Raw genomic sequence first — 15,427 nt, 5'->3', positions numbered from 1 at the left:
ATTTCTCCTGTTAGTGGGCGACAGCCGCGGCGCCATGTTCATCGATCAACGCACCGTTGTGGAAACGGTCGATGGAGAAAGGCTTGGCCAGTGGGTGCATTTCACCCTTGGCCAGGCTTGCAGCGAAGACGTTGCCCGAGCCCGGCGTGGCCTTGAAGCCACCGGTGCCCCAACCGCAGTTGAAGAACATGTTCGGAACGGGGGTCTTGGAAATGATCGGGCAAGCGTCCGGCGTGGTGTCGACGATGCCGCCCCACTGACGGTTCATGCGTACCCGCGAGAGCACCGGGAACATCTCGACGATGGCCTGGATGGTGTGCTCGATCACCGGGTACGAACCGCGCTGGCCGTAGCCGACCCAGCCGTCGATACCGGCACCGATCACCAGGTCGCCCTTGTCAGACTGGCTGATATAGCCGTGTACGGCGTTGGACATGATCACGCTGTCGATGATCGGCTTGATCGGCTCGGAAACCAGGGCCTGCAACGGGTGCGACTCGACCGGCAGACGGAAGCCCGCCAGTTTGGCCATGTGCCCGGAGTTACCGGCTGTGACGACGCCGACGCGCTTGGCGCCGATGAAGCCTTTGGTGGTCTCGACACCGACGCAGACGCCGTTTTCCTTGCGGAAACCGATCACTTCGGTCTGCTGGATCAGGTCAACGCCCAGGGCGTCAGCGGCACGGGCAAAGCCCCAGGCCACGGCATCGTGACGGGCTACGCCGCCACGGCGCTGAACGGTTGCACCGATAACCGGGTAGCGAGTGTTCTTGGAGCAGTCCAGGTACGGAATCTCGTCCGCAACCTGTTTGGCGTTGAGCAGTTCGCCGTCCACGCCGTTGAGGCGGTTGGCGCTGACCCGACGCTCGGAATCACGCATGTCCTGCAGGGTGTGACACAGGTTGTAGACGCCGCGCTGGGAGAACATCACGTTGTAGTTCAGGTCCTGGGACAGGCCTTCCCACAATTTCATGGCGTGCTCGTACAGGTGGGCCGACTCGTCCCACAGGTAGTTGGAGCGCACGATAGTGGTGTTACGGGCGGTGTTGCCGCCGCCCAGCCAACCCTTTTCGACCACGGCCACGTTAGTGATGCCGTGTTCCTTGGCCAGGTAATACGCCGTGGCCAGACCATGCCCGCCGCCGCCGACGATAACCACGTCGTAGACTTTCTTCGGGGTTGGCGTGCGCCACATGCGCTGCCAGTTTTCGTGGTGGCTGAGGGAGTGCTTGAAGAGGCCGAAGCCTGAGTAATGCTGCATGAGGGCTACTCCTGACTCAGCGGTAAACCGGGAAATCGGCGCACAGTGCCGCAACCTGACGGGCAACGTCAGCCTCGACATCGGCATCGCCGAGGTTGTCGAGAATGTCGCAGATCCAGCCGGCCAGCGTGACGCACTGGGTTACTTTGAAACCGCGAGTGGTGACGGCCGGGGTGCCGATGCGCAGGCCCGAAGTCACGAATGGCGATTGTGGGTCGTTAGGTACGGCGTTCTTGTTGACGGTGATGTGCGAGCGGCCCAGGGCAGCGTCAGCTTCTTTACCAGTCAGGCCCTGCTTGATCAGGCTGACCAGGAACAGGTGGTTGTCGGTGCCGCCGGAAACAACGTCGTAACCGCGATCGATGAACACCTGGGCCATGGCCTGGGCGTTGTCGATCACTTGCTGTTGATACGCCTTGAAGCCTGGCTCCATGGCTTCCTTGAAGCACACCGCCTTACCGGCGATCACGTGCATCAACGGGCCGCCCTGGGCGCCCGGGAATACAGCAGCATTGAGCTTTTTCTCGATTTCTTCGTTGGCCTTGGCCAGGATCAGCCCGCCACGTGGGCCGCGCAGAGTCTTATGGGTAGTAGTGGTGACCACGTCAGCGTACGGCAGCGGGTTAGGGTACAGACCGGCGGCAACCAGACCGGCTACGTGAGCCATGTCGACGAACAGCAGGGCGCCGACCTTGTCAGCGATCTGACGGAAGCGCGGGAAATCCAGAGTCTTGGAATAGGCAGAGAAGCCGGCAACGATCATCTTCGGCTGGTGCTCGACCGCCAGGCGCTCGACTTCGTCGTAGTCGATCAGGCCGGTGGTGGTGTCGATACCGTACTGCACGGCGTTGTACAGCTTGCCCGAAGACGAAACCTTGGCACCGTGGGTCAGGTGACCGCCGTGGGCCAGGCTCATACCCAGAATGGTGTCGCCCGGCTGGATCAGTGCCAGGTAGACAGCGCTGTTGGCCGACGAGCCGGAGTGCGGCTGGACGTTGGCGTAATCGGCGCCGAACAGTTGCTTGGCGCGCTCGATGGCCAGTTGTTCGACTTTATCGACGTGCTCGCAACCGCCGTAGTAACGCTTGCCCGGATAACCTTCGGCGTACTTGTTGGTCAGGCCGCTGCCCTGGGCTTGCATCACGCGCTTGCTGGTGTAGTTCTCCGAGGCGATCAGTTCGATGTGATCTTCCTGACGTTGCTCTTCGGCGTTCATGGCCGACAGGAGTGCATCGTCATAACCCTGGATCTGGTCTTGCTTGCTGAACATCGCGGATCTCCCAGCGGCGGCGCTGCGCCTGACTTTATCGATAGGGCTTGTGGACTGCCCTTTGTCAGCGATGGTAGGGCTCGGACGGGTCGGTCAGATGCCTACGGACGCCACGCAAAGGTGCGTTTACGACATGGCTTGGTCGGGATTGAAAAATGATGGGTTTTACGCGCTCGCAAGCGATGAAAGGAATATCGAGTGGAAGCGGATTTATCCGCGAAGACGTCGGCAAATCCAGCATTGCCGCCGCCTGAAGCACCGCTTCGCGAATGAATTCGCTCCCACAATTCGCCCCTCGGACCTTTGAGTTTGCATAAATAAAAATCCCCCGATTGCCGGGGGATTTTTTACATCGAAATGTCGCAATCAGGCCAAAGGCTTGTTCGCGACCAGACCGTCAGCACGGAACATGCCGCGAATACCGCGCACCGCCTGGCGAATCCGATCCTGGTTCTCGATCAGGGCAAAACGCACATGATCGTCGCCGTATTCACCAAAACCGATGCCCGGCGACACGCAGACCTTGGCTTCAGCCAGCATCTTCTTGGCGAACTCCAGAGAGCCCATGTGCGCGTAGGCTTCGGGGATCTTGGCCCAGACATACATGGATGCCTTGGGATTCTCGACCATCCAACCTAGCTCGTGCAGGCCCTTGACCAACACGTTGCGACGCTGGCGGTACTGCTCGGCAATGTCTTTCACGCACTGCTGGTCACCTTCAAGAGCGGCGATGGCCGCCACTTGCAGCGGAGTGAAGGTGCCGTAGTCGTGGTAACTCTTGATCCGCGCCAGGGCATTGACCAGTTCCGGGTTGCCGACCATGAAGCCGATGCGCCAGCCCGCCATGTTGTAGCTCTTGGACAGAGTGAAGAACTCCACCGCAATGTCCTTGGCGCCGGGCACCTGCATGATCGACGGGGCTTTCCAGCCGTCGTAGACGATGTCGGCGTAGGCCAGATCGTGAATGACCAGTACGTCGTACTGCTTGGCCAGGGCCACAACACGCTCGAAGAAATCCAGCTCCACGCACTGGGCAGTGGGGTTGGACGGGAAGCCGAGGATCATCATCTTTGGCTTGGGAATCGAACCACGAATGGCTTTCTCCAGCTCGGCAAAGAAATCCACACCGGGGATCAGCGGCACCGAACGCACCTGGGCGCCGGCAATCACGGCACCGTAGATATGAATCGGGTAGCTCGGGTTCGGGACCAGCACTGTGTCGCCCTGATCGAGGGTGGCGAGCATCAAGTGCGCCAGACCCTCTTTCGAACCGATGGTGACGATGGCCTCGGTTTCCGGATCGATATCGACCTCGTAGCGATCCTTGTACCAGTTGGAGATCGCCCGACGCAGGCGCGGAATCCCGCGGGAGGTGGAGTAACCATGAGTGTCTTCGCGCTGGGCGACAGTGACCAGTTTTTCGACGATATGCGGCGGCGTGGCCCCATCGGGGTTGCCCATGCTCAAGTCGATAATGTCCTCACCACGACGGCGAGCGGCCATTTTCAGCTCGGCGGTGATGTTGAACACGTAAGGGGGGAGTCGATCGATGCGCGAAAAGCGGCGCGGCGAACCTTGGTCTGCCATGAGAGCCTCTGAAGACGTAAGCGCCCGGAACCGTCCGAGCGACGCTGGCCGCATGTGGCGGCCTGGGCAGAAGATAAATCCAATAATGGCGTTTTGTCTAATCCTGTTTTCGCGACGTCACAAACTTGTGGGAGCGAGGCTTGCCCGCGAATGAGCCGACACGGACTCTCAGGAACACCGCGCTGCACAGTTCGCGGGCAAGCCTCGCTCTAACGGGTATCAGGCCAACAGTCTGGTGACGCCATACAACAGCAGAAAATGCGCCGGATAAATCCCGTACGCCCAGCGCCGCATCGGCCATACCCGCCCCGCAGGCTGTACGCGCAGCAACAGCATCCCCGCCAGCGGCGCCAGCACACAGGCGATCAGCGCCCCGATGGAAATCGGATCGCCCCAGGCCACGGCGGCGAATATCTGCGACCAGGCGTTGCTGAACAGGCAGACCACGCCGGGAATCAGGGCAAAACCCATAGGCCGTTCCAGCACCAACAGACAGGCCCAAGGCAGCAGCACGCCAAAAAAACCGAACATCAGCTTGTCCTGCAGCAAGGCCCCGAGCAGCACCGCAGCCAACGCCAGGTTGCGGCTGACGGGCGAACGATGGCGCCAGCCCTGGGCCACCAGCATGCCCAAGGCGAGGGTGGGCAGCACGTTCAGCGTTTGCGCCTCCCCGGCCGGCATATAAAGCCGATAGGGAATCTCCGCCAATCCGGCGAACAGCAACAACCAGCCCAGGTAGTGCCATTGCACACGCGGGCCTTCCAACCCCCGTACCCGCCGCGCCAGGTTCACGGCGATGGCCAGGCAAAACCAGGGAAACGCCAGACGCCCCGGTACATACAGAACGTTAAGCGGCAAACCGATATAACGCAGGTGATCCAGCACCATGCTGGCCATGGCCAGCCACTTGAGCAGGTCCAGCGCCTTGTTGCGACGCGGCAGGTACGGCGGGTTAGAAAGATCCATGGCACTCCGAAATATTGGGTTCTGCTCTCATTCTGTTGGAGCGAGGCTTACCCGCGAATAAGGCGGTACAACCGACACATAGTTTGCGCCTGGAATATTGCCTTCGCGGGCAAGCCTCGCTCCAACAAACCGGGTCCAATCAGCGATAGATTGTTTGATTGGCCCCAGCCCGCTTTTTGCTACAGTGCGCACCATAATCGATCACAAGGAGCCGGCCATGTCAGACCAAAGCCAACAGTTTGCCAGCGACAACTATTCCGGGGTCTGCCCCGAAGCCTGGTCCGCCATGGAGCAGGCTAACCACGGCCACCAGCGCGCCTATGGCGAAGACCAATGGACCGCCCGCGCCGCCGATCATTTCCGTAAATTGTTCGAAACCGACTGCGAAGTCTTCTTCGCCTTCAACGGCACCGCAGCCAACTCCCTGGCGCTGTCGTCACTGTGCCAGAGCTACCATAGCGTTATCTGCTCGGAAACCGCCCACGTCGAAACCGACGAATGCGGCGCACCGGAATTTTTCTCCAACGGCTCCAAGCTGCTGACCGCCCGCAGCGAAAACGGCAAGCTGACGCCGGAGTCGATTCGCGAAGTTGCCCTCAAGCGTCAGGACATCCACTACCCGAAACCGCGTGTGGTGACCCTGACCCAGGCCACGGAAGTCGGCAGCGTCTATCAGCCCGAGGAACTCAAGGCCATTAGCGCCACTTGCAAGGAACTGGGTCTGAATCTGCACATGGACGGCGCCCGCTTCGCCAATGCCTGCGCCTATCTGGGCTGCTCACCTGCAGAGCTGACCTGGAAGTCCGGGATCGACGTGCTGTGTTTCGGCGGCACCAAGAATGGCATGGCCGTGGGCGAAGCGATTCTGTTCTTCAACCATAAGCTGGCGGAAGACTTCGACTACCGCTGCAAGCAGGCCGGGCAACTGGCGTCGAAAATGCGTTTCCTGTCGGCGCCCTGGGTCGGTCTGTTGGAAAACGACGCCTGGCTCAAGCACGCCCGCCACGCCAACCACTGCGCGCAGTTGCTGGCTGAACTGGTCAAGGATATTCCGGGCGTGGAGCTGATGTTCCCGGTGCAGGCCAACGGCGTGTTCCTGCAACTTTCAGAACCGGCCATTGCGGCGCTGACGGCCAAGGGCTGGCGCTTCTATACCTTCATCGGCAACGGCGGCGCCCGCTTCATGTGCTCGTGGGACACCGAAGAAGAGCGCGTGCGTGAGCTGGCGGCGGATATTCGCCTGGTGATGAGCGCCTGATACAGCAAATCCCCGCTGACGGCATCAAATGGTGGGAGCGCATTTATCCGCGAAAGGGCCGGTTCATCCGACGCATTTTTACCGTCTGATATACCGTCTTCGCGAATGAATTCGCTCCCACAGAACCGTGATCCTACTCAACAAAGCTCTCAGCCCTGGGCGATAGTCTTGGAAATCACATCCACCGTCGCATCGACCTGCTCCCGGCAGCGGTCGAGCTCTTCGCGGTGCTGTTGCTGCATTTCGATCTGCTGCGAGCAGAGGTTCAGGGCCGCCAGCACCAGCAGGCGGTCGCCGATCAGGGTCGGGTAGCGGCGCTTGGTCTCGGCCAGGGCTTTCTTGAGCATGCCGGTGGCTTGCAGCAGGGTGATTTCTTCGCCCGGCGGTGCCTTGATCGAGTAGTCGGTGCCGAGAATCGAGACCACTGTGACGCCGTTTTCGTCCTGGATCATGCGCTGACTGCACTGACGCGGGTGGCGCGTTCAACCAGGGCCTGGATCCGCGCGGTGGTTGCGCCCTGCTTCTCTTCCTGCTCCAGCAGGCTCAGTTGCAGGCTGTCGTTGTCATCCCTGACTTGGGCCAGCTCGGCGCTGAGCTGTGCGTTCGTATCCTGCAGTTGCTGGTTGTGTTGCACCAGGTCACTGACAAGTTGTTCCAATTGATTAAGGGATGCTTCCAACATTTTGATTTCTCGAGCGAATTTCAACGGGCGCACACGATAAAGAAAAGTCACTGGCCATGCCAGAATTTCGTGGGCGCATAAGGGCTCTGTTGACTATGTTTAACCCGACAGGTTCCTGCTGTCGGTCGGCAAGGAATCTGTCGCCATCGCGGCAATTCGCCATGAATTTGTTTCAAAATGCTACGAATTCATTCAAGAACCGCCACTTCTGACCGATAGACAACTACCAGAAATGCCGGTCCAGCCCGCTCAGGGCCGTTATCCAACTTTCCCTACGGAAGATCGCTCATGTCACTGCGCAACATGAATATTGCTCCGCGCGCGTTCCTCGGTTTTGCCGTTATCGGCGCGTTGATGCTGATTCTCGGCATTTTTTCCCTCACGCAGATGAGCAATATTCGCCAGTCCGGCGATGTCATTGCCCGCGACAGCGTGCCCAGCATCCGCAGCCTGGACAAGATGATCGACACCAGCGTGCGCCTTCGGGTGTTGTCCTATCGCCTGCTGGTCAACCGCGACCCGGCCGTGCAGCAGAAAACCCTGGATGCCATGACTGCGCGCTTCCAGCAAATGGGCATTGCCCAGGCGGTCTATGAAAAGCTCATCACTGGCGACGAAGAGAAAGCGACCTATAACGAATTCCTCCAGTTGCTGAGCCAGTACCGCCAGTTTGAAGATCGTATGCGCGGTTACAGCCGTGACGACAAGCTCGACGAACTGGGCAAGATGCTCAATACCGAACTGCAACAGAACTCGGACCAGATGAACGTGGTGCTGAGCAAACTGGTCGAGATCAACGGCAAGCAATCCGAGGCTGCCAACAACCACGCTGCCGACCAATACTCTTCGGCCTTCAATATGGTGGTCGTCCTGCTGATCGTGGCGACCGTCCTTACCTTGCTGTTCGCCTGGTTGCTGACCAACAGCATCACCCGGCCGATTTCCCAGGCGCTGACCGCCGCCGAAACCATTGCCGAGGGCAACCTGACCCATCCGGTCAAGGTCGACGGCACCGACGAAGCCGGCCGCCTGTTGGCCGCCATGCACAAGATGCAGGAAAAGCTGCGCGACACCCTGCAAAGCATTTCCGGCTCGGCCGACCAGCTTGCGTCGGCAGCTGAAGAACTCAACGCCGTCACCGACGAAGGCGCTCGCGGCCTGGCCCGGCAGAACGACGAGATCGAACAGGCCGCCACAGCGGTCAACGAGATGACCAGCGCCGTGGAAGAAGTCGCGCGCAATGCCATCAGCACCTCCGACGCCTCGAAAAACGCCACCAGTTCCGCCGGTGACGGTCGCGACCTGGTGCAGGAAACCGTCAGCGCCATCGAACGCATGAGCAGCGATGTGCAGGCGACTGCCGATCTGGTCGGCAACCTGGCGGAAGAGTCGCGGGATATCGGCAAGGTGCTGGACGTGATTCGCGGCCTGGCCGATCAGACCAACCTGCTGGCACTCAACGCTGCCATTGAAGCGGCGCGGGCTGGTGAAGCCGGTCGTGGGTTTGCCGTGGTCGCCGATGAAGTTCGCGCACTGGCCCACCGCACACAGCAATCGACCAGTGAAATCGAGCGCATGATCGGCAGTATCCAGGGCGGTACGGAAAAGGCCGTGGGTTCGATGCGCAACAGCACCGAACGCGCGGCGTCGACCCTGAGCATCGCCAAGGGCGCCGGCCTGGCCCTGGATACCATCAATACTGCGATTGTCGAGATCAACGAACGCAACCTGGTCATCGCCAGCGCCGCCGAAGAACAGGCCCAAGTGGCCCGGGAAGTGGATCGCAATCTGGTGAATATTCGCGATTTGTCAGCGCAATCGTCCGACGGCGCGAGCCAGACCAGCGCGGCCAGCGGTGAGCTGACGCGCCTGGCGGTGGATCTGAACGGGCTGGTTTCGCGGTTCAGGTTGTAAATAAAACGGCATGAAATCTTGTGGGAGCGTGGCTTGCCCGCGAAAAGGGCGGCGCGGATTATCAGGGATACCGCGTTGAACCCTTCGCGGGCAAGCCTCGCTCCCACAGTCCGCCGCTAAAGGCGCAGGTATTGCAGACTGATCAATACTCGATCCGCACATCGCCCTTCGGCACGCTGCAGCACGACAGGATGTAACCCTCGGCCACGTCGTCGTCGGTGATGCCGCCGTTGTGCTCCATCTCCACTTCGCCGCTGAGCTTCATCACCTTGCAGGTACCGCAGATGCCCATGCCACAGGCCTTGGGGATCATCATGCCGAGCTTGGCTGCGGCGGCATGGACGGTTTCGCCCGGTGCCACGCGGATGCTCTTGCCGGTTTCGGTGAATTCGACCTGGTGCAGCTCGGAGGTGTCGACATCCGGCGCTTCGGCTGCCTGTTCGGCGTGCTCGACGGCATCGGCGCGGGCTTCCGGCGGCGTCGCGCCGAAGGATTCCTCGTGATACTGGGCCATATTGAAGCCGGCGGCTTCCAGCAGGCGCTTGACCGCATTCATGTACGGCGTCGGGCCGCAGCAGAATACTTCACGCTCCATGAAGTCCGGCGCCATCAGTTCGAGCATCTTGTGGTTCAGGTAACCGCGATAACCAGCCCAAGGCTCACCCATGCCGTATTTTTCGCAGATCAGGTGCAGGCTGAAGTTATCGATCCGCGACGCCATGTGCTCCAGTTCGCGGTGATAGATGATGTCTTTCGGTGAACGGGCGCTATGCACGAAGACCATGTCGACATTGGCGTTGGTGTCGTAGAACCAGCGCGCCATGGACATGACCGGCGTGATACCGACACCACCGCTGAGGTAGAGAATCTTCGGATTCGGGAAGTCGATGGCGTTGAACAGCCCGACCGGCCCGTGCACGGCCAGCTCCTGGCCTTCATGCAGGGTGTCGTGCAACCAGTTGGAAACCTTGCCGCCCGGTACGCGCTTGATGGTCACCGAAAAGCTGTAAGGCACCGATGGCGAGCTGGAAATAGTGTAGGAGCGCATGATCTGCACGCCGTCGATCTCCAGCTCCAGGGTGACGAACTGCCCCGGCTTGAAGAAGAACAGGATCGGCTGGTCGGCCATGAAGCAGAAGGTCCGTACATCCCAGGTTTCCTGGATCACCTTGACGACGCGCACCAGGTGGCGGCCATTGGCCCATGTCTGGGTATTTACCGGGCTGAGGAAACTATTGGACATGCTGTTCTCCACGGCCGACTGTCGGCCTTATATGGGACGGATTCTGCGTAACGTGCAGGACGACCACTTACCTATCTGCGACATCGACGTACTTACGGCGACCAGCCCCCAACGACATGGGTTGCGACGTCGGGAACGGATGCGGCCATGTCGCCCATGGATAAGGTTCGGTCGCGACTCGGCTCCACACTCGCCGCTAAATATTTGTCGATATTTCAGCATGGACGGCAAAAGAACCGGCCAAGCGTGCAAACACCAACACAACCGTTATTAGCCAATTTCGTCGACCGCACCGTGAGCGGTCATGAGGATTACCGAGATGGACACTACTACCCTGAGCCTGGGCGATCCGCTGGAACCTGCACGCAAGGCCACTGCCGAGATGTTGCAGAATCGCGAGCGCACCTATTCGCTGCCGCAGCCTTTCTACAGTGATGAGCGCCTGTTTGAAATCGACATGCAGGAAATCTTCCAGAAAGAATGGCTGATCGCCGGCATGACCTGCGAGATTCCGGCGAAAGGCAACTACATGACCTTTCAGATCGGCAAGAACCCGGTCCTGATCGTGCGTGGCCCGGACGGCTCGGTCAACGCGTTCCACAACGTCTGCCGCCACCGCGGTTCGCGTCTGTGCACCGGCGAAAAAGGCAAGGTCGCCAAGCTGGTCTGCCCTTACCACCAGTGGACTTACGAACTGGACGGTCGCCTGCTGTACGCGGGCAGCGAAATGGGCGCTGACTTCGACATGAAGAACTTCAGCCTCAAGCCGATCAACGTCAAGACCGCTGGCGGCTACATCTTCATCAGCATGGCCGAAAATCCGCCGGCCATCGACGCGTTCCTGGAAACCCTCAAGCACTACATGGAACCGTACGACATGGAAAACACCAAGGTGGCGGTGCAAACCACCTTGATGGAAAAAGCCAACTGGAAGCTGGTGCTGGAAAACAACCGCGAATGCTACCACTGCAGCGGCTCGCACCCTGAGTTGCTCAACACCCTGCTGGAATGGGATGACGTGACCGACCCGCGCGCGACCCAGTCCTTCAAGGACCACGTGGCCGAATCCGCCGCTGCCTGGGATGCCGAGAAGATCCCGTTCGCCCACGCCAGCTTCGGCCTGCGCAACCGTATCGTGCGCATGCCGCTGCTCAAGGGCACTGTGTCCATGACCATGGACGGCAAGCAAGGCAGCAAGAAGCTCATGGGCCGCATCCAGAACCCGGACCTGGGCTCGATGCGCATCCTGCACCTGCCGCACGCCTGGAACCACTGCATGGGCGATCACATCATCGTCTTCACCGTGTGGCCGATCAGCGCCCAGGAAACCATGGTCACCACCAAGTGGCTGGTGCACAAGGACGCCGTCGAAGGCGTGGACTACGACGTCGCGCGCCTGCGCGAAGTATGGGACGCCACCAACGACCAGGACCGTCGCCTGGCCGAAGAAAACCAGCGCGGCATCAACTCCGTGGCCTACCAGCCTGGCCCGTACTCCAAGACCTACGAGTTCGGCGTGGTCAACTTCATCGACTGGTACAGCGCCCGCATGCTGGAAAACCTCGGTGCCGAGCCTGCTCCGTACCTGAAGGGCATTGCGGTCAACCACGAGTAATCACATCTCGCGGCTGAAGCCGCTCCTACGGCGCGATATTGCGTAGGAGCGGCCTAAGCCGCGAGCTTGTTGAAGCTGATCAAAAAACAACCAACACCCCGCCACACCAACCCCGCCGCCCCTCGCCACATTCCACAAACAACTTATCCACAGGCAGGCCCACAGTAAATGTGGGAAAGTCGATCTGTGCCTGTGCAAAAAGCCAAGAAAAACCGTGACTTATTCAGATAGCTACAATCCCCTCCACGCTGATCATTTATTGATCATATCTCTGTAAGCCACGTAATACGCGGCCCTAAGCGGACCACGAACACCTTATCCACAGAAGCGCCAACAGAGAATGTGCACAACCCTGACAATCGTCGAGTTTACCCGTGGAAAGGTGAATAACGTTTTCAGGTGTGTCTGAAAAGGGAGGGATTCTTTGAAGAAGCCTGGAACTGATCACTATTTGATCATATCTCTGTAAGCCACGTATTTCCTAGGCTACAGAGGATAACGAACAACTTATCCACACGACCGCACACAGAGATTGTGGGCAACCTTAGCGTGACAAGGCGTCCAGGTGTGAAGAAAAATCCTTTAAAAACCGCAAGATAGCCTGATCAATATTTAATCAAACGACTGTAAGCCAGAGAACACAAGGCCTTCATAACTCCGCGAACAAGTTATCCACAGCACGGCCCACAGCGGATGTGCACAAGTAGATTCAGGAGAGCCATTAAAATGCACCGGAATTAACGTCTGATATTTGGCGGAACTCGAGAAGTTCGGATCCACTTCTGATCCATTACAGATTTTCTCATGTGCTCGATTGGAGAGGGCTTGCCTAAAGACGCCAAGTCAGGCTGGGCTTTTCCCTGGTAACGCGCAACTGCAGCCAGATAGCCCGGAATGTTCACATCGTTAGCCCTGTCTACAATGGACGGTCTAACAGGCCCTGATGCTGGCACAGTTGCACGCTCGGACCTGGGAGGTATCCCCACCAGGCGTCTCACATTTCTAAACAATTTGCGTCGCCAATCCGGGTCGGTCGCCAACGAGTGGACGCTCATCCCCCCCCTCGTCGCAACCCCAAGAGCCGATATACCCGTTCCTGTCGCACTCAGGTACTTCCCTTCTTCAACTCCGGCTAGCTGCAGCGTTGCGCCGACTACAGCGACTGGCGAGCCGATCAATGACAAACGCACAGCGTGCAAGCCAATCCCTACCGGAGGAGCGACCACCGCAGCAGCGGCCGTCGCAGCAAAGGTTAAGACATTTAACGCAATTGTCGGCACAGGTTGCAGCCATTCCGGCAACTGCCCAGTAGGATCCACAAGGTTGACCGGATCCCCAACGCAATAGGCATAGCTGTTCAACCCACCCTTGCCGAACGGGCTGAGCTTATCGGGCGTATGAAAGCGCATCAGCACCGGGTTATAGACCCGATGCCCATTACCCAGGTGATACCAGCCGGTGGGCCGCTCCCGCAGCTGGCCGTTGAAGCCAAGGCTGTTCTGCACAACACCCTTGGCGCTTTGCGCGCCGTAAGGCGTATAAGCCGACGCGTTGACCCCCGCAGGATCAATCGCCGCCAATACTGTGTTTCGAGTATCACTTGCCAGCAACAATGTCGTAACGAGATCTGCGCACATGCTCTTCACCGGAGGAAATGAGAAGGCCTGTGCATAACTCTAAAGCATCTCGCCGACGCGCATAACTAGCAGAACTGCTAGGTCAGGCCCTTTGCATAAGATAAGCCTCACCCGTCATCCGAATCATCGGATGTGGATAAATCTGGCAGGTCTTGACGATTTTGAAGCCATGGAGCTCATAGAAGCGGCGGGCGCCGGTGTTTTCGGCGTATTCGATCAGGCATACAACAATATCGAATCCAACCTGCAGGCTACGAGAATAATGAAACGGGTATGGGCTTTCACCGGCTTGGCTTAATCTTATTCCATGAAGCACCTAGAGGCGTGCCAAGAAACTCTCAATAAAAAATGTTTCGATTTATTTAACATTAAGCCATTTTGCTCAGCGCGGCCCCGGAGCTACGGCTCGTATCGACTACGTCTCCCCCCGTCAAATGTAGGATTGCAACAAGTAAATAAATCATCCAACATTTACACGATGCATTTAGGATGCATCATACAACCTGAAGCTAAATCAAAGAGACAGACTCGCATGGACAAGAAAACCTCGGCCATTTTTTGCAGCATATATATAATTATTACCAGCCTAACGATCATGGAGGTATCTTATGGCGACTGTACAAGCCGTAGTGTAGTTGCGTTAATCAGCAGCCTACTAGGTACGATCGCCATCACCTGCTTCTTTTCGTCAAACCGCAACAATATAAATAGTTTTATGAAGGACCCAAGCTTTAAAAAAGCAAAGAAAATATTATTAATAAGATAATATAGCCAATACAAGTACAAGTCGCCTGGAATTGACCATGCACTCATTTTGCAACGATGGAACCGTAACATTTTTTATTGGTTGCTGCATTTTGATAGCCGCTTACCCTATTATTCGAAAATTACGTAATAATTCGAAAGCCCATAAGAACGAGCTTTCTCGGGCAATATTTTTGCCGGCTTTTACTTTAAGCATGATTATTATCAGCAGGGTGGCGACCGATAAATTTATGATTTGCGCTCCTTAAGCCCTCGACAAATCCAGTCAATCAAAGCTAACAATATATTCTTTATTTATCTTCGAACATTCAATTTAAATGCAAACAGGGTCTTACCAGCCAAAATATCAGCCGCTGGTAACACCTTAAATTTCCCACTCCTGACATCGGCGCTTTATAGCTATTCACAGGATCACTAAATCTCCTGAGATCAAGATCAACTGCCCAAGGCCAACGTCAGATCAGGCCCTGTACATAAGATAAGCCTCACCCGTTACGCGAATCATCGGATGTGGATAAATCTGGCAGGTCTTGACGATCTTGAAGCCATGACGCTCGTAGAAGCGGCGGGCGCCGGTGTTTTCGGCGTAGTCGATAAGGCTCAGGCCGTTGAGCTTCAGGGCGTCGGCACGCTGCTGGGCGCGATCGAGGAACTGCACGCCCAGACCCTGGCTGCGCCAGCCTTCGTGCAGGGCCAGGCTTGAGATGTAGAGGGTGTCGGGTACTTCCATGTCGTTGTAGGGCGCCAGTACCGGGTCAGTGCTGGGTGTGGCATCCGGGTCATGACGCATGACGTAGCTGTGCATCATGCCGATCACCTGGCCGTCAGCTTCAGCGATCAGGCAGTTCTGGTAGGAGAAATCCACGCCTTCGCGGGCGTAGCGGACGGCGCCTACATCCAGCAGGTCTTGGCCTGGCCCGGCCAGTTGGCTCCAGATGTAGTCCGAAGCGCCTTCAGAAGTAACCTGGAACAGGCGGGCGATTTCACGGGCGTCAGTGGCTGCGGCAGGACGAAAAACGACGGGCATTGATGGGGCTCCAGAAAAGATCGTGGCGCCGCTGACTGCATGAGAATCAGGGCGCCGCAGCCTACCCCCGTTGGGGGGGGGGGGGGGGGGGGGGGGGGGGGGGTGGGGGGGGTGGGGGGGGGGGGGGGGGGGGGCGGCGGGGGGGGGGGGGGGGCGGGGGGGGGGGGGGGGGGCGGGGGGGGGGGGCGGGGGGGGGGGGGCG

12 protein-coding genes and 2 pseudogenes are annotated in these 15,427 nt (G+C 58.5%); 4 read left to right on the top strand and 10 right to left on the bottom strand.

The window, feature by feature from the left end; all coding sequences use genetic code 11:
- Positions 1-10: 10 nt before the first annotated feature.
- From M2401_RS26760 to M2401_RS26745, 4 genes are all read right to left on the bottom strand, one after another.
- Complete coding sequence (locus tag M2401_RS26760) at positions 11-1,261, bottom strand: sarcosine oxidase subunit beta family protein (RefSeq protein ID WP_259108076.1); 1,251 nt, start codon at positions 1,259-1,261, stop codon at positions 11-13.
- Positions 1,262-1,277: 16 nt separating this feature from the next.
- Positions 1,278-2,531: a serine hydroxymethyltransferase gene (glyA, locus tag M2401_RS26755; RefSeq protein ID WP_259108074.1), complete on the bottom strand. Its 1,254-nt coding sequence runs from the start codon at positions 2,529-2,531 to the stop codon at positions 1,278-1,280.
- A 366-nt stretch (positions 2,532-2,897) separates the two neighbouring features.
- Positions 2,898-4,118 carry an alanine transaminase gene (gene alaC, locus M2401_RS26750; protein ID WP_259108072.1) on the bottom strand — a complete coding sequence of 407 codons (1,221 nt, stop codon included), beginning with the start codon at positions 4,116-4,118 and terminating at the stop codon, positions 2,898-2,900.
- A gap of 219 nt (positions 4,119-4,337) precedes the next feature.
- Positions 4,338-5,084, bottom strand: coding sequence for a conjugal transfer protein TraX (locus M2401_RS26745; protein ID WP_259108069.1), 747 nt, complete (start codon positions 5,082-5,084; stop codon positions 4,338-4,340).
- 217 nt (positions 5,085-5,301) lie between these two features.
- Between M2401_RS26745 and M2401_RS26740 the strand changes: the two genes are divergently transcribed.
- Positions 5,302-6,342, top strand: coding sequence for a low specificity L-threonine aldolase (locus M2401_RS26740; protein WP_259108066.1), 1,041 nt, complete (start codon positions 5,302-5,304; stop codon positions 6,340-6,342).
- Positions 6,343-6,491: 149 nt separating this feature from the next.
- Here the strand turns inward: M2401_RS26740 and M2401_RS26735 are convergent, their stop codons facing one another.
- A complete protein-coding gene (locus M2401_RS26735; protein WP_259108064.1) occupies positions 6,492-6,794 on the bottom strand; it encodes a cell division protein ZapA in 303 nt (100 codons plus the stop codon).
- Positions 6,791-7,024: a hypothetical protein gene (locus tag M2401_RS26730; RefSeq protein WP_259108061.1), complete on the bottom strand. Its 234-nt coding sequence runs from the start codon at positions 7,022-7,024 to the stop codon at positions 6,791-6,793. The genes M2401_RS26735 and M2401_RS26730 overlap by 4 nt, the downstream gene beginning before the upstream one ends.
- 288 nt (positions 7,025-7,312) lie before the next feature.
- Here M2401_RS26730 and M2401_RS34775 point away from each other — a divergent pair.
- Both M2401_RS34775 and M2401_RS34770 read left to right on the top strand, forming a co-directional pair.
- Positions 7,313-8,083, top strand: a pseudogene (locus tag M2401_RS34775) (MCP four helix bundle domain-containing protein); the annotation flags it as partial.
- A complete protein-coding gene (locus M2401_RS34770; protein ID WP_409033991.1) occupies positions 8,066-8,938 on the top strand; it encodes a methyl-accepting chemotaxis protein in 873 nt (290 codons plus the stop codon). The pseudogene M2401_RS34775 and the gene M2401_RS34770, both read left to right, overlap by 18 nt.
- Positions 8,939-9,080: 142 nt before the next feature.
- Here the strand turns inward: M2401_RS34770 and gbcB are convergent, their stop codons facing one another.
- Positions 9,081-10,181 (bottom strand): glycine-betaine demethylase subunit GbcB, encoded by a 1,101-nt coding sequence (gene gbcB, locus M2401_RS26720; RefSeq protein ID WP_259108055.1) that lies wholly within the window; start codon positions 10,179-10,181, stop codon positions 9,081-9,083.
- 319 nt (positions 10,182-10,500) lie between these two features.
- On the opposite strand from gbcB, the gene gbcA reads away from it, so the two are divergent.
- The gene (gbcA, locus tag M2401_RS26715) at positions 10,501-11,796 is read left to right on the top strand and encodes a glycine-betaine demethylase subunit GbcA (protein ID WP_259108053.1); all 1,296 of its coding nucleotides are present in this window, start codon (positions 10,501-10,503) and stop codon (positions 11,794-11,796) included.
- A gap of 737 nt (positions 11,797-12,533) precedes the next feature.
- Here the strand turns inward: gbcA and M2401_RS26710 are convergent.
- The 3 genes and pseudogenes from M2401_RS26710 to M2401_RS26700 form a co-directional block, all read right to left on the bottom strand.
- Positions 12,534-13,433 carry an RHS repeat-associated core domain-containing protein gene (locus tag M2401_RS26710; RefSeq protein WP_259108050.1) on the bottom strand — a complete coding sequence of 300 codons (900 nt, stop codon included), beginning with the start codon at positions 13,431-13,433 and terminating at the stop codon, positions 12,534-12,536.
- 82 nt (positions 13,434-13,515) lie between these two features.
- A pseudogene (locus M2401_RS26705) lies at positions 13,516-13,659 on the bottom strand (GNAT family N-acetyltransferase); the annotation flags it as partial.
- Between the two features lie 999 nt (positions 13,660-14,658).
- Positions 14,659-15,225: a GNAT family N-acetyltransferase gene (locus M2401_RS26700; RefSeq protein ID WP_259108047.1), complete on the bottom strand. Its 567-nt coding sequence runs from the start codon at positions 15,223-15,225 to the stop codon at positions 14,659-14,661.
- Between the last annotated feature and the right edge of the window lie 202 nt (positions 15,226-15,427).

The sequence above is a fragment of the Pseudomonas sp. JUb42 genome (assembly GCF_024807945.1).
Classification (GTDB): Bacteria; Pseudomonadota; Gammaproteobacteria; order Pseudomonadales; family Pseudomonadaceae; genus Aquipseudomonas.
This window is presented reverse-complemented; position numbering and strand designations above follow the sequence as displayed.

Coding starts and splice junctions, on each gene's coding strand:
- M2401_RS26700 (WP_259108047.1), bottom strand. CDS start 15,225: ATGCCCGTCGTTTTTCGTCCTGCCGCAGCCACTGACGCCCGTGAAATC.
- glyA (WP_259108074.1), bottom strand. CDS start 2,531: ATGTTCAGCAAGCAAGACCAGATCCAGGGTTATGACGATGCACTCCTG.
- M2401_RS26760 (WP_259108076.1), bottom strand. CDS start 1,261: ATGCAGCATTACTCAGGCTTCGGCCTCTTCAAGCACTCCCTCAGCCAC.
- M2401_RS26730 (WP_259108061.1), bottom strand. CDS start 7,024: ATGTTGGAAGCATCCCTTAATCAATTGGAACAACTTGTCAGTGACCTG.
- M2401_RS26745 (WP_259108069.1), bottom strand. CDS start 5,084: ATGGATCTTTCTAACCCGCCGTACCTGCCGCGTCGCAACAAGGCGCTG.
- gbcB (WP_259108055.1), bottom strand. CDS start 10,181: ATGTCCAATAGTTTCCTCAGCCCGGTAAATACCCAGACATGGGCCAAT.
- alaC (WP_259108072.1), bottom strand. CDS start 4,118: ATGGCAGACCAAGGTTCGCCGCGCCGCTTTTCGCGCATCGATCGACTC.
- M2401_RS26735 (WP_259108064.1), bottom strand. CDS start 6,794: ATGATCCAGGACGAAAACGGCGTCACAGTGGTCTCGATTCTCGGCACC.
- M2401_RS34770 (WP_409033991.1), top strand. CDS start 8,066: ATGCACAAGATGCAGGAAAAGCTGCGCGACACCCTGCAAAGCATTTCC.
- M2401_RS26740 (WP_259108066.1), top strand. CDS start 5,302: ATGTCAGACCAAAGCCAACAGTTTGCCAGCGACAACTATTCCGGGGTC.
- gbcA (WP_259108053.1), top strand. CDS start 10,501: ATGGACACTACTACCCTGAGCCTGGGCGATCCGCTGGAACCTGCACGC.
- M2401_RS26710 (WP_259108050.1), bottom strand. CDS start 13,433: ATGTGCGCAGATCTCGTTACGACATTGTTGCTGGCAAGTGATACTCGA.